Here is a 12,916-nt window from a genome sequence, read left to right on the forward strand (position 1 = left end):
CCCGCGCTCAGCGCGAACCGCCCACCCCGACCGTCATCGGCCCCATCCGCCGGCCCACGGCGAGTTGGTTGACCGCCAGCACCGCCTGGGTGCGCGAATTGACCCCCAGGGCCCGCAGCACGGCCTGCACATGGTCCTTCACCGTCTCGACCGACAGGCCCAGGCGGCGGGCGATCTCCTTGTTGGGCTTGCCCTGCAGCAGCAGGCCCAGCACATCGGCCTGGCGCGGCGTCAGCCCCAGGGCCTCGAAGGAAGGCAAGGTCTGGTAGGTCTCCGGGCCGGCCGAGGCCGACGCCGGGACCGCGGCCGTGGATTCGGACGGGCCCATCGGGGGCACGAAGATGCCCCCTTCCAGCACCAGCCGCAGCGCATCGGCCAAGGCCGTGGTGCTCAGCCGCTTGGGCAGGTAGCCACTCGCGCCCAGGTCGATGGCATGGATCACATCCGCCGGATGGTTGGTCGCGGAGACCACCACCACCGGCAACTCCGGATGCTGCATCCGCAGATCGGCCAGCAGCTCATAGCCGCTGGCCGGATCACCCAGTTGCAGGTCCAGCAGCAGCAACCCGAAGCGGCTCGGCTGGGCCGCCACCGCCTCACGCACCGCGGCCGGGGTGCTCACCGACGTGACCGACACGCCAGGCTGGATCTCCTCCAACATGGCCTGAAAGGCCCAGAGGATCAGGGGATGATTGTCGGCCAGCAGAACGTCCATGGCTCCCAGCGCCAGGGGCCTCGCCCACGGCGCACACCCCTGAAATTTGTTGTTGTGCCGACAGTGTAAGGAAACGCTGTGCCCGGTGCATCCGCATCTCGTGGAGAAAGACCGGTTTCAAGCAGTTCGGCACCACCGCAACAAGGGAGCCCATTGATCCAGGTCACGTTCGACCCGGCTGGGCGTGACGTCCCAGAGCGTCAGGCCCTGCGCCGCCAGGTGCACATAGTTCTGCGTGTCGCGCAGCGTGGCCAGCATCGGGGCCTGCAGCGTGGCGGAGAACTCCTGCAGCCGGTCCTGCGCGATGGTGTGTTCCTTCACGCGCATGCCCACCAGACCCACACGCGGACGGTGCGCCAACGTCAGCTCGGCCAGTTCCTGCAGAAAACCGTGGATCGCCTGGATGTCGAACAGGCTGGGCTGCAGCGGGATCAGCACATGGTCCACATGGGCCATCATCGCGCGCAGCTTCTTGCCGTGCAGGCCGGCCGGCGTGTCCACCACGGCCCAGTCGACCTGGGGCGGCGCGGCCAGGTCGCCCGCGTCGTCCAGCCGCCAGCCCTGGATCGGTGTCACCGATGCCGGCCGCAACGCCAACCACTGGCGCGCCGACTGCTGTCGGTCCAGGTCCCCCAGCGCCACGGCCTGGCCTGGCTGGGCCAGCGCACCGGCCAGGTTCGTCGCCAGCGTGCTCTTGCCCACCCCGCCCTTGGGATTCGCGACGGCAATGACTCGCATCCTTGCTCCTGCCTGCTGCAAACCAAGGTATGGTAGCGAGCGCATGGCCGAAATTGTCATCCTCACCGCCCATCCCCGCCTCGAACATTCCCGCGTCAACCTGGCCCTGATGCAGGCCGCCCAGGCCCAGCCGGCCGAGCGTGTCCAGGTGCGTGACCTCTACGCGCTCTACCCCGACTACCTGATCGACACCGCGGCGGAGCGGGCAGCACTGGCCGAGGCCCGCCTGGTGGTCTGGCAGTTTCCCTTCCACTGGTACAGCATGCCGCCCCTGCTCAAGCTCTGGCTGGACGAGGTGTTCGGCTTCGGCTGGGCCTATGGCATGGGCGGCGCGGCCCTGGAAGGCAAGGACCTGTGGCTGGTGGTCAGCACCGGCGGCACCGAGGCCAGTTACCACCCGGCCGGCCACAACCAGCATTTCATCGACGACTTCTGGGCCCCGATGGCGCAGACGGCCCAGGTGGCCGGCATGCGCTTCCTGCCGCCGCTGGTGCTGCATGGCGCTCACCGCGTCGGCGACGGTGTGGTGGCCCGGCATGCCGCGCTGTTCGCCGACCGGCTGTCCCGCTACCCTTTCTGGCCCGAGCTGGAAGACCTCCCCCCCCAACCCGGCTGCGAGATTCCGGCCGTCGACCGCCCCCACCGCGCCGCCCCATGACGCCTGCCGACGCCCTGCCCCATGCCGCCGCCCCGCTCAGCCACGGCTGGCTGCTGCAAAGCCTGGTCTACCTGGGTGCCGCCGTGCTGGCCGTGCCGCTGGCCCGGCTGGCCGGGCTGGGCGCCATCATCGGCTACCTGGCCGCCGGCATCCTGATCGGCCCCTGGGGCCTGGCCCTGGTGACCGATGCGCAGGACATGCTGCACTTCGCCGAGTTCGGCGTGGTGCTGATGCTGTTCCTGGTCGGGCTGGAGCTGGAGCCACGCCGGCTCTGGGCCCTGCGCCGGCCCATCTTCGGCTGGGGCAGCGTGCAGTTGCTGGCCTCGGCGGCGCTGATGACCGGCGTGGCCATGCTGGCCGGCGTGGACTGGCACCTGGGCCTGGTCGTCGCACTGGGTCTGGCGCTCTCCTCCACCGCCATCGGCCTGGGGGTGCTGGCCGAGCGCAACCTGACCGGCACCACCTCCGGCCACAGCGTGCTGAGCGTGGCCCTGCTGCAGGACATCGCGGCCATTCCCATCCTGGCCATCGTGCCGCTGATGGCGGGCCAGCACCACGCAGGCCAGGGCTGGGTCGGCGCCCTGAAGGCGGTGGCCGTGATCGGCGGCATCGTGCTGGGCGGCCGCCTGCTGCTGCGCCCGGCCCTGCGCTGGATCGCCCGCAGCAAGACGCCGGAGATCTTCACCGCCGCCGCGCTGCTGCTGGTGGTGGCCACCGCCGCGCTGATGGAGGCCGTGGGCCTGTCGATGGCCCTGGGCGCCTTCCTGGCCGGCGTGCTGCTGGCCGAGAGCGAATACCGCCGCGAGCTGGAGACCGATCTGGAGCCCTTCAAGGGCCTGCTGCTGGGCCTGTTCTTCATCGCGGTGGGCATGAGCATCGACTTCTCGGTGGTGCTGCACCGGCCCTTCATCGTGCTGGCCCTGGTGGTGGCGGTGCTGGGCCTGAAGGCCCTGGTGCTGTGGGTGATGGCGCGGGTCATGCCCATTCCGTTGGGCGAGCGGCCGGTCTTCATCGTGCTGCTGGCCCAGGGCGGGGAGTTCGGTTTTGTCGTCTTCCAGGCGGCCCAGCAGCGCGGGGTGATCGACGCACGCACAGCCTCGCTGCTGATCGCGGTGGTGGCCATGACCATGCTGCTCACGCCGGTGCTGCTGCTGCTGGCCGACCGGGTGGCCGCCCGCCGCAGCGCTGATCGCCGCGCCCAGGCGCCGATGAGCGAGCTCAGCGAGGAACAGGACGCCCCGGTCATCATCGTCGGCTTCGGCCGCTACGGGCAGATCGTCGGCCGGCTGCTCCATGCCGGCGGCCTGCGGGCCACGGTGCTGGAACACGATGCCGATCAGGTTGAGAGCCTGCGCAAGTTCGGCTGGCGGGTGTTCTACGGCGATGCCCAGCGCCTGGACCTGTTGCGCATGGCCGGGGCCGCCCAGGCCCGGGTCCTGGTGGTGGCGGTGGACGACATGGCGCAGAGCCTGGCCATCGTGGACCTGGCCCAGCAGCATTTCCCGCACCTGACGCTGGTGGCCCGGGCCCGCAATGCCCAGCACTGGTACGAACTGAACCGGCGCGGCGTGCCGCACATCGAGCGCGAGACGCTGGACTCGGCCCTGATGAGCGGGCGCAGTGTGCTGGAGACGCTGGGCTTGCGGCCCTACCAGGCCCGCACACTGGCCCAGCGTTTTCGGCGCCACAACCTCGCCCAGCTGCACGAGATGGCGCCGCACTACGGCGACGAAGCCCGCCTGATGGCCATGGCCAAGACCGGTCGCCAGCAACTGGAAGCGCTGTTCGCCCAAGAACGGGAAGCCCAGGTGCAAGCCCGCCAGCGCGCCGGGACCGAACCCGAGGGCACCGGATTCGCCCCCTAGGCACAGACGTTCAGACCGAATCTTTCTCGGCATCAGCCTCGCTACACTGGACGTTTGCCCTGCGGCCCGATGAAGCGGCCGCCACACCCCTGTTGTAGGAGTTGTCTTTGATGAAGCCCGTCACCCAGGTGCTGGTGGTCAGCGCCGACGAAACCTGGCGCGACGCCGTGGTCGGAGGGCTCAACGCCGCCGCCGAGCGGCTGGACAACCCCTATGGCCTGAGGGCCCTGAGCTGTTCCTGCGACGAGCAGGCCCTGCAGGCGGTGCTGTCCACCGAGGCCAAGGGTGCCGACCTGCAGGTGGTGTTGATCGACCACGGCGAGCGCAACGCCGACACCCGCCAGCGCGAACGCGCGGTGCGCACCGCCCAGCAGATCATCGAGGCCCGCCCCGAGCTCTCGCTCTACATGCTGCTGGAGGACGACAGCGACAAGCTGCTGGTCGAGCAGTTGGCCAGCGACGCGGTGGACGGATATTTCTTCCGCAGCGAGCTGGACTTCCACGGCTGGTTCCGCATCCTGGCCGCCGAGGTGGCCGAGAAGGCCGACACGCCCTTCTACGACGCGCTGCGCGACTACGTGGCCCAGGCCAAGGACAGCTGGCACACCCCCGGCCACGGCGGCGGCGACTCCTTCAAGGGCAGCCCCTGGGTGGGCGACTTCTACGACTTCGTCGGCGAGGAGATGCTGCGCGCCGACCTCTCGGTCAGCGTGCCGGAACTCGATTCGCTGCTGCACCCCACCGGCGTGATCGCCCAGAGCCAGCGCCTGGCGGCCAAGGCTTTCGGCGCACGCAAGACCTACTTCGCCACCAACGGCACCAGCACCTCCAACAAGGTGATCTTCCAGAGCCTGCTGGCCCCGGGCGACACCCTGCTGCTGGACCGCAACTGCCACAAGAGCGTGCACCACGGGGTGATCCTCTCGGGCGCGCGGCCGGTCTACCTGGACAGCTCGGTGAACCGCCACTTCGGCCTGTTCGGCCCCGTGCCGCAGGCCACCATCCGCGCGGCCATCGAGGCCCATCCCGAGGCCAAGGTGCTGATCCTCACCAGCTGCACCTACGACGGCCTGCGCTACGACCTGAAGCCCATCATCGCGCTGGCCCATGCCGCAGGCATCAAGGTCATCGTCGACGAGGCCTGGTACGGCCACGCCCGCTTCCACCCCGAGCTGCGGCCCACCGCGCTGGAGTGCGGCGCCGACTACGCCACCCAGAGCACGCACAAGGTGCTGTCGGCCTTCTCGCAGGCCAGCATGATCCACGTGAACGACCCGGGCTTCGACGAGCATCTGTTCCGCGAGAACTTCAACATGCACGCATCGACCAGCCCGCAGTACACGCTGATCGCCAGCCTGGACGTGGCGCGCAAGCAGGCGGTGATGGAAGGCTACCGGCTGCTGGACCGCTCGCTGCGCTACGCCCGTGAGCTGCGCGAAAAGATCAACGCCACCGGCGCCTTCCGCGTGCTGGAGCTCGACGACCTGCTGCCCGACGAGGTGAAGGACGACGGCATCCGGCTGGACCCGACCAAGCTGACCATCGACATCTCGGCCAGCGGCTGGAGCGCCGACGAACTGCGCGACGAGCTGATCAACCGCTACAACATCCAGGTCGAGAAGAACACCCACAACACGCTGACGCTGCTGCTGACCATCGGCACCACGCGCAGCAAGGTCTCGCGCCTGTTCGACGCCATGCTGCGCCTGGCCAAGGACCGCCGCCCGCCGCTGACCTACGGCCGCATGCCCGAGGCGCCGCGCTTCACCCGCCTGGCCTGCCTGCCACGCGACGCCTTCTACGAGGCCGGCGAAAAGCTGCCGGTGCTCGACGACAGCGGCCTGCCCAACCCGGCCCTCACCGGCCGCGTCTGCTGCGACCAGATCGTACCCTACCCACCAGGCATCCCGGTGCTGGTGCCAGGCCAGGTGATCGAGCCAGCCATCATCGCCTACCTCGCGCGCCTGCTGCAGACGCAGAAGAGCATCGAGCTGCACGGCCTGGCCCTGCACGACGGCGAATGGCACCTGCGGGTGCTGAAGCCCGAGGAACTGGCCGCGCTGCCAGCCCTCGGCCGCTGAATTCCACCGCTGAAAACGCACACGGCCGGCAGACCCACCTGCCGGCCGTGCTCAAGGTTGGGAGAGTGCAGGCGCTCAGCGCTTGCCGGACATCGGCAGCTGGGCCAGACCTGCGGCCAGCGGCGCCCCCACGGTGTAGGTGCCTGACTGCAGCATCGAACCATCGGGCTGGTAGATGGCCCAGGTCTGGTTCTCGGTGTTCAGCACGTAGATGGTGTTGGGCAGGTGGGCCAGGCTCAGGGTGAACGCCTTGCCTTGCTTCTTGACGCTGCCCCGGGTGCCGACGGCCGGGCCGGTCACGCAGCCGGTTTCGGTGCCGTAGGCCACGCCGTTGCTGATGGTGACGCTGATGCCATCACAGTAGCCATCGAAGGTGGCCGCGAAGGTGCCGGCCTGGGCCGATGCGGTGCCGATCAGGGCCAGGGCCGAAGCGAAAAGGGTGTGCGAGAGTCTCATGGCGGTTTCCTCAGTGTTCTGGGTACATGGGGCCCCGGCCAGCGGGCCGGAACCCTGACGCCGCCCACGCCGTGAACCGGTGTTTGAGCGGTGCCTTGATAGTGCGGAGCTTGATGCCCACTGCCAATCCGCAAACCTGCGGGAGCCGCCCCCTGGACAAGGGACAGCCCCCCTTCGCCTTGGGGGTGTCGCGCACGACACCTGCTGCCGTCGCCCGGCCGAAAACGACGACGGCCGGCAGGACAAACCTGCCGGCCGTGCTCAGGCCAGGGCCGGCGCGGGAACTCAGCGCTTGCCGGACACCGGCAGTTGGGCCAGACCGGCAACCGGCGTTTCACCCACGGTGTAGGTGCCCGTCTGCACCACCGAGCCATCAGCCGCGTAGATGGTCCAGGTCGGGGTCTCGATGTCCACCACGTAGATGGTCTTGGGGGCGTGGCGCAGGCTCAGCGTGTAGGCCTTGCCCTGCTTCTTGACACTGCCCTTGGTGCCCACGGCCACGCCGCTCACGCAGCCGGTCTCGGTGCCATAGGCCACGCCGTTGACGATGGTGAGGCTGACGCCGTCACAGTAGCCATCGAAGGTGGCCGTGAACGTGCTGCTGGCCTGGGCCGACGCGGTGCCGATCAGGGCGAGGGTCGACGCGAAAAGGATGTGCTGGAGTTTCATGGCGATGTCCTCAAGGTTCTCGGTACGTGGGGCCCCGGCAGGATGACCGGAACCATGGAGCCGCCGACGCCGTACACCGACTTCGAGCGGTGCCGTGATGGTGAGGAGCTTCGCCCTCGCTGCCATCCCCAAACCCAACGAGATCCCCCCTAGGACGGACGAACAGACCCCCCTTCTTCTTGGGGGATCAGCGTCGGCTCAGCGCCGTCGGGCCTGATCGAAGGCCTGCCAGAAGCGCGCGTCCTGGCTGGTGGCGAAATTGATGCGCATCAGCGTGCTGGGCCGGCGGGTGGCATGGAACAGATGCCCCGGCGCCAGCAGCCAACCCTGGTCATGCATCTGCTGCGCCAGGGCCTCGGTGTCCACGCCCGTGTCCACCCAGCCAAACAGGCCTTGGGGCGGGGTGACAAAGCGGCAGCCGTGGGCCAGCGCCAGCGGCACCGCGCGCTGGCGGGCCGCATCGAGGCGGGCGTGCACCCGTTCGACATGGCGGCGCAGGCTGCCCTGCTCCAGGCAATAGGCCAGGGCCTGTTCCAGGATGGCCGGCGTGGTCAGCGTGGACAGCAGCTTCACGTCGATCAGGCGCTCGATCAGGCTGGGCGGCGCCGCCACGTAACCCACCCGCCAACCGGGCGTGAGGGTCTTGGCAAAGCCCGAGATGTAGAGCGTGCGCTGCAGGCCGTCGAGCGCCGCCAGCCGCGGCAGGTGTGCGGGGGCCAGATCGCCATAGGTATCGTCCTCGACGACGCGGAAGTCGTGCTGCTCGGCCAGGCGCAGCAACTGGTAAGCCCCAGCGGGGGTGAGCGAGTTGCCGGTCGGGTTGTGCAGCACCGAGACGGTCACGTACAACCGGGGGCGGTGCTCGCGGGCCAGCGTGTCCAGCACCGCCAGGTCGGGGCCGTCGGCCCCGCGGGGCACCGGCAACAGCCGCATGCCCAGCTGGGTGAGGCGGGCAAACTCGACCGCCCAGCCCGGCTCGTCCACCAGCACCGCGTCCCCGGGCGCCAGCAGCGCGCGCGAGACGATGTCCAGGGCGTGGGTGGCCCCGGTCGACGTGACGATCTGATCGGCCGAGGCCTGCAGGCCCAAGCCGCCCAGGCGCAGCGCCAGGGCCTCGCGCAAGCGCCTGTCCCCGGCCGGCTGGCCATACTGCAGCGCCGCGGCCCCCTCAGATTGGGCCAGCACCCGGCGCAGTGCGGTGTTGAGCAGCGAAGGGTCCAGCCAGTCCAGCGGCAGCGTGCCCAAGCCCGGCGCGGGCTGGTCGGTCGCGCTGTGGAACATGCCGCGGATCAGCGCGGTGGCGTCCACCGGCGGCAGGGGCGGACCGGCGGGAGGCCGGCTCGCCGCCCGGGGCTCCGGCGCACGCCGGTCGCGCACGAAGAACCCGCGCTGGCGGCGCGCCTCCACCAAGCCCTGCGCCAGCAGCTGGTCGTAGGCGGCCACCACCGTGTGCGGGCTCACGCCGTGTCGGCGTGCACAGTCCCGCACCGAGGGCAGGCGCGCCCCCGGGGCCAGCAGGCGCTGGCGGATGCGTTCGGCATAGTGCTCGGCCACCTGCTCCGTCAGCGTGCTGCCGGCGGTGCGGGCCAGGGTGCCTGTGGCTGCCTCGGCCCCGCCCCACCCATTGGAGGGCGTCTCGTCGCGTCCCGTCACTGTGTCACCTCACCCGCCAGTACAGAAGCCATCGTGCATCGGAAAACTGTACTGCAACTGTACTGCTTGCAGGCCTACACTGTGGGTTCGCGGCTGCTTCCACCTTCCTGTTCGGAGGACGCCGCCCCCGGAGATTCACGCATGAGCGAACCGACCCCGTCCTCTTCCCCCTGGCGCATGGCGCGCCGGGCCGCGCGGCTCAACCCCTCGGTGATCCGCGAAATCCTCAAGCTCACCGAGCAGCCCGGCGTCCTGTCGCTGGCCGGTGGGCTGCCCGCCCCCGACAGCTTCCCGGTCGAGGCCATGCGCGAAGCCACCACCCGGGTGCTGGCCGAGCAGCCGCAGGCTGCCCTGCAGTACGCCGCCAGTGAAGGCTATGGCCCGCTGCGCGAGTGGGTGGCCGCCCGCCTGCAGGCCCAGGGCATGAAGCATGTGAAGGCCGAGCAGGTGCTGATGACCACCGGTTCGCAACAGGGCCTGGACCTGGTCGCCAAGGTGATGGTCGATGCCGGCGCGCCGGTGGCCGTGGAAACGCCCACCTACCTGGGTGCCCTGCAAGCCTTCACCCCCTTCGAGCCGATCTTCGCCGGCGTGGCCAGCGATGGCGAAGGCGCGCTGCCGGAGGCGATCGCCCGCCTGCCGCACGATGCACCGGGCACGCGCTTCATGTACGTGCTGCCCAACTTCCAGAACCCGACCGGCCGGCTGATGCCCGAGGCGCGCCGCCAGGCCGTCATCGCTGCGGCCCGCCAGGCCGGCGTGCCGCTGCTGGAAGACAACCCCTACGGCGACCTCTGGTTCGACGAGGAACCGCCAACCGCGCTGGCCGCCCGCTGGCCGGAAGGCGTGACCTACATGGGCTCGTTCTCCAAGGTGCTGGCCCCGGGCCTGCGCCTGGGTTATGTGGTGGCCCCGCCCGATTTGGCGCCCAAGCTGCTGCAGGCCAAGCAGGCGGCCGACCTGCACACGCCCGGCTTCAACCAACGCATCGTCTACGAGGTGGTGAAGGACGGCTTCCTGGACCGCCACATCCCGACCATCCGGTCCCGTTACAAGGCCCAGCGCGATGTGATGGCCGAGGCCCTGCAGCGTGAAATGCCGGCCGGCACCGAATGGACGAAGCCCGGCGGCGGCATGTTCTTCTGGGTGCGCCTGCCGGCAGGTTGCCGCGCGTTGGACCTGCTGCCTCAGGCCGTGGCCGAGGGCGTGGCCTTCGTGCCGGGCGAGCCCTTCTATGCCCAGCAGCCCGACCCGCGCACGCTGCGCCTGTCCTATGTGACGCTGACGCCCGACGAGATCCGCCAGGCGGTGGCCGCGCTGGGTCGCGTGGTGCGGCGCCAACTGGAGGACACGCTGCAAAAGGGCACCCCGTGAGCACGGCCCGCCGCTTCAGCCAGCTCGATGTCTTCACCGCCACGCCGCTGCGGGGCAACCCGTTGGCCGTGGTGCACGATGCCGAGGGACTGGACGACGCCACGCTGGCCGCCTTCGCCCGCTGGACGAACCTGAGCGAAACGACCTTCCTGCTGCCGCCGACCGATCCGGCGGCCGACTACCGGGTGCGCATCTTCACGCCCGGCGGCGAGCTGCCCTTTGCCGGCCACCCCACCCTGGGCAGCTGCCAGGCCTGGCTGCAGGCCGGGGGCCAGCCCCGCCAGCCCGGCGAGGTGGTGCAGCAGTGCGGAGTCGGCCTGGTGCGGGTGCGCCGTTGCGGCGCGCGGCTGGCTTTTGCCGCCCCGCCCTGCCGGATGGCCGAGGTCGAGCCCGACCGCTTGGCCGCGGTGCTGCAGGCCCTGGGCCTGACGGCCGGGCAGGTGCTACGGGCCCAGTGGCTGGACAACGGGCCGAACTGGCTGGGCCTGCTGCTCGACAGCGCCGAGACGGTGCGCGCCCTGCGGCCCAACCATGTCGCCCTGGCCTCGCTGGCCAAGGTCGGGGTCGTCGGGCCACAGGCCGCCGGCGCGGACACTGCCTTCGAGGTGCGGGGCTTCGTGGCGCCGATCGGCATCGACGAGGACCCGGTGACCGGCAGCCTGAATGCCAGCCTGGCCCAGTGGCTGATCGGGGCCGGCCTGGCCCCGCGTCACTATGTGGCCGCCCAAGGCTCCCAGCTTGGCCGGGCCGGCCGGGTGCATGTGGACTGCGACGGACCAACGATCTGGATCGGCGGCGACGTGGCCACCGTGATCGAGGGCAGCGTCACGCTCTGAGCAGGTGGCGCCACGGGCGCGATGACCGCGTCCGTGACGCGTTGCGGCGACAATCGCACCATGTTCCAGCCTTCCCAGTACGACGTCCGTCGCTTCTTCTGCGACGTCCTGGCCAAGCAGCGTGCCGGCCAGGTGCTCTCGCCGATCGAAACCCTGGCGGCCGGCTGGATCGACCAGCATCCCGAGTACCACGCCGACCTGTCGGACGTGGACGCGGCCTTGGCCCAGGTCTATGACGTGCAGGAGGGGCGGACCAACCCCTTTCTGCACCTGTCCATGCACCTGACGATCAGCGAGCAGGTCTCGATCGACCAGCCGCATGGCATCCGCCAGGCGGTGGAGCTGCTGGCCATGCGCCGGCATTCGCTGCACGAAGCCCACCACGAGGTGATGGACTGCCTGGGCGAGATGATCTGGGCCTCGCAGCGCAGCGGGCGTCCACCCGACGGGCATGCCTACCTGGACGCGGTGCGGCGCCGGGCCACGCGCTGAACGCCCAGCCGGCCTCCGCAGGGCGGGCTCAGTAAGGCAGGAATTCGCCGGCCCACAGCCGGTCCAGATCCTTGAAGCCCCAGAGATGGGGGTTCTCGCGCGAGACGATCTGGTCGCTGGACTGCGACAGATCCAGCACCACCGGGGTCATGGGCATCTGCGCGTTGATCGAGAAAAAGGCCTTCACGATCGGCGTCACCAGGGACTGCGGGTTCTGCTCCGTCACCACCGCCAGCCGGCCTGACTGCAGACGCACCAGCGAGCCCACCGGGTAGATGCCCAGGCTCTTGACGAAGGACTGGAAGATCAGCGGATCAAAGTGTCCCTTCCAGGACGCCATCTTGGCCACCGAGTTGGCCGGGTCCCAACCCGCCTTGTAGGGCCGGTTCGAGGTGATGGCGTCGTAGACATCGCACACCGCCCCCATGCGGGCCAGCAGCGAGATGCGTTCCCCCGGCAGACGGTGCGGATAGCCGGTGCCGTCCATGCGCTCATGGTGGTGTAGGCAGACGTCCATGGCCGCCTCGGGCGCGCCATGGGCCTCCTGCAGCATCTCGTAGCCCCGCACCGGGTGGCTCTTCATGATGGTGAACTCGTCATCCGTCAGCTTGCCGGGCTTGTTCAGCACCTCCAGCGGCATCACGGCCTTGCCCAGGTCGTGCAGCAGACCGGCCAGGCCGGCCTCCCGGCACTGGCTCTCGCTGAGCGCCAGCTGCCGAGCCAGGGACACCATCAGCGCGCACACCGCCACCGAATGCATGTAGGTGTAGTCGTCCTGGGTCTTCAAGCGGGCCAGGCTGACCAGCGCCCCTGGGTTGCGGAACACGGAGTCCGCGATCTCGTTCACCAGAGGCAGGCACTGCTCCGCGTCCAGGGCCTTGCCCAACCGGGCCTCGGCGAACATCGACGTCACCTGCTCCCGGGCCTCGGCGCAAATGGCCTGGGCCTGATGCAGTTCCTCCGCCAGTGAGCGGTCGGGCGCCGGTGGCGGCCCGGAAGCCGTTCGGACAGACGGAGCAGCAGCCGGTGTCGTCTCGGGGGCCGACGAGGGCGGGGGCCGGCTCTCGGCCGGCGGGGCCACCGCCCGCGCAGGCACCAGCACATCCAGCCCCTTGGAGACATCGATCACCACCGCGGGCACCTGGCTTTCCTGCAGCTTGTGCAGGTCGGCCACATCTTCCAGGACGAAGTGGGTCTGCCAGAACGGATGGTCGATCCAGGCCCCTTCCAGCGCCTGGATGTGCATGCCCAACCGCACCTGGGACACCGGAATCTTCTTCAGCATGGATCAGCAACGTCCTGTACAAGCCGGCGTGCTCGGAATTCACGCCCTCCCTATTCGTTATCGGCCCTGCGCGAGGGGGCTTGAGCAGACGCCC

12 protein-coding genes are annotated in these 12,916 nt (G+C 69.8%); 6 read left to right on the forward strand and 6 right to left on the reverse strand.

Annotated elements, in window-relative coordinates; translation table 11 throughout:
- Positions 1 to 7: 7 nt before the first annotated feature.
- On the reverse strand, positions 8 to 715 hold the full coding sequence (locus tag KGA65_RS15455; protein WP_225863998.1) for a response regulator transcription factor: 708 nt from the start codon (positions 713 to 715) through the stop codon (positions 8 to 10).
- A gap of 117 nt (positions 716 to 832) precedes the next feature.
- Complete coding sequence (locus KGA65_RS15460; RefSeq protein ID WP_225863999.1) at positions 833 to 1,453, reverse strand: ParA family protein; 621 nt, start codon at positions 1,451 to 1,453, stop codon at positions 833 to 835.
- 43 nt (positions 1,454 to 1,496) lie between these two features.
- Here KGA65_RS15460 and kefF point away from each other — a divergent pair, with 43 nt between their 5' ends.
- The 3 genes from kefF (at position 1,497) to KGA65_RS15475 (ending at position 6,057) form a co-directional block, all read left to right on the forward strand.
- On the forward strand, positions 1,497 to 2,111 hold the full coding sequence (gene kefF, locus KGA65_RS15465) for a glutathione-regulated potassium-efflux system oxidoreductase KefF (protein ID WP_225864000.1): 615 nt from the start codon (positions 1,497 to 1,499) through the stop codon (positions 2,109 to 2,111).
- A complete protein-coding gene (kefC, locus tag KGA65_RS15470; protein WP_225864001.1) occupies positions 2,108 to 3,976 on the forward strand; it encodes a glutathione-regulated potassium-efflux system protein KefC in 1,869 nt (622 codons plus the stop codon). The genes kefF and kefC overlap by 4 nt, the downstream gene beginning before the upstream one ends.
- Before the next feature lie 110 nt (positions 3,977 to 4,086).
- The gene (locus tag KGA65_RS15475; RefSeq protein ID WP_225864002.1) at positions 4,087 to 6,057 is read left to right on the forward strand and encodes an aminotransferase class I/II-fold pyridoxal phosphate-dependent enzyme; all 1,971 of its coding nucleotides are present in this window, start codon (positions 4,087 to 4,089) and stop codon (positions 6,055 to 6,057) included.
- A 75-nt stretch (positions 6,058 to 6,132) separates the two neighbouring features.
- Here the strand turns inward: KGA65_RS15475 and KGA65_RS15480 are convergent, their stop codons facing one another.
- The 3 genes from KGA65_RS15480 to KGA65_RS15490 form a co-directional block, all read right to left on the reverse strand.
- On the reverse strand, positions 6,133 to 6,513 hold the full coding sequence (locus KGA65_RS15480; protein ID WP_225864003.1) for a hypothetical protein: 381 nt from the start codon (positions 6,511 to 6,513) through the stop codon (positions 6,133 to 6,135).
- A 285-nt stretch (positions 6,514 to 6,798) separates the two neighbouring features.
- Entirely contained in the window at positions 6,799 to 7,182 is a 384-nt protein-coding gene (locus tag KGA65_RS15485) for a hypothetical protein (RefSeq protein WP_225864004.1), read from the reverse strand.
- A gap of 198 nt (positions 7,183 to 7,380) precedes the next feature.
- Positions 7,381 to 8,772 carry an aminotransferase-like domain-containing protein gene (locus KGA65_RS15490; RefSeq protein ID WP_225864125.1) on the reverse strand — a complete coding sequence of 464 codons (1,392 nt, stop codon included), beginning with the start codon at positions 8,770 to 8,772 and terminating at the stop codon, positions 7,381 to 7,383.
- Between the two features lie 204 nt (positions 8,773 to 8,976).
- Between KGA65_RS15490 and KGA65_RS15495 the strand changes: the two genes are divergently transcribed.
- From KGA65_RS15495 to KGA65_RS15505, 3 genes are read left to right on the forward strand one after another with little or no spacing between them, the layout of a single operon-like run.
- On the forward strand, positions 8,977 to 10,209 hold the full coding sequence (locus KGA65_RS15495; protein ID WP_225864005.1) for an aminotransferase-like domain-containing protein: 1,233 nt from the start codon (positions 8,977 to 8,979) through the stop codon (positions 10,207 to 10,209).
- Positions 10,206 to 11,045, forward strand: a complete 840-nt coding sequence (locus KGA65_RS15500) for a PhzF family protein (protein WP_225864006.1) — start codon at positions 10,206 to 10,208, stop codon at positions 11,043 to 11,045. Before KGA65_RS15495 ends, KGA65_RS15500 begins: the two co-directional genes overlap by 4 nt.
- Positions 11,046 to 11,105: 60 nt before the next feature.
- Complete coding sequence (locus KGA65_RS15505; RefSeq protein WP_225864007.1) at positions 11,106 to 11,537, forward strand: DUF1841 family protein; 432 nt, start codon at positions 11,106 to 11,108, stop codon at positions 11,535 to 11,537.
- Positions 11,538 to 11,565: 28 nt separating this feature from the next.
- Here KGA65_RS15505 and KGA65_RS15510 read toward each other — a convergent pair whose 3' ends face one another.
- Entirely contained in the window at positions 11,566 to 12,822 is a 1,257-nt protein-coding gene (locus KGA65_RS15510) for a cyclic di-GMP phosphodiesterase (RefSeq protein ID WP_225864008.1), read from the reverse strand.
- Positions 12,823 to 12,916 lie beyond the last annotated feature (94 nt).

The sequence above is a fragment of the Ideonella benzenivorans genome, assembly GCF_020387415.1.
Classification (GTDB): domain Bacteria; phylum Pseudomonadota; class Gammaproteobacteria; order Burkholderiales; family Burkholderiaceae_C; genus Ideonella; species Ideonella benzenivorans.

Coding starts and splice junctions, on each gene's coding strand:
- KGA65_RS15455 (WP_225863998.1), bottom strand. CDS start 715: ATGGACGTTCTGCTGGCCGACAATCATCCCCTGATCCTCTGGGCCTTT.
- KGA65_RS15460 (WP_225863999.1), bottom strand. CDS start 1,453: ATGCGAGTCATTGCCGTCGCGAATCCCAAGGGCGGGGTGGGCAAGAGC.
- kefF (WP_225864000.1), top strand. CDS start 1,497: ATGGCCGAAATTGTCATCCTCACCGCCCATCCCCGCCTCGAACATTCC.
- kefC (WP_225864001.1), top strand. CDS start 2,108: ATGACGCCTGCCGACGCCCTGCCCCATGCCGCCGCCCCGCTCAGCCAC.
- KGA65_RS15475 (WP_225864002.1), top strand. CDS start 4,087: ATGAAGCCCGTCACCCAGGTGCTGGTGGTCAGCGCCGACGAAACCTGG.
- KGA65_RS15480 (WP_225864003.1), bottom strand. CDS start 6,513: ATGAGACTCTCGCACACCCTTTTCGCTTCGGCCCTGGCCCTGATCGGC.
- KGA65_RS15485 (WP_225864004.1), bottom strand. CDS start 7,182: ATGAAACTCCAGCACATCCTTTTCGCGTCGACCCTCGCCCTGATCGGC.
- KGA65_RS15495 (WP_225864005.1), top strand. CDS start 8,977: ATGAGCGAACCGACCCCGTCCTCTTCCCCCTGGCGCATGGCGCGCCGG.
- KGA65_RS15505 (WP_225864007.1), top strand. CDS start 11,106: ATGTTCCAGCCTTCCCAGTACGACGTCCGTCGCTTCTTCTGCGACGTC.
- KGA65_RS15510 (WP_225864008.1), bottom strand. CDS start 12,822: ATGCTGAAGAAGATTCCGGTGTCCCAGGTGCGGTTGGGCATGCACATC.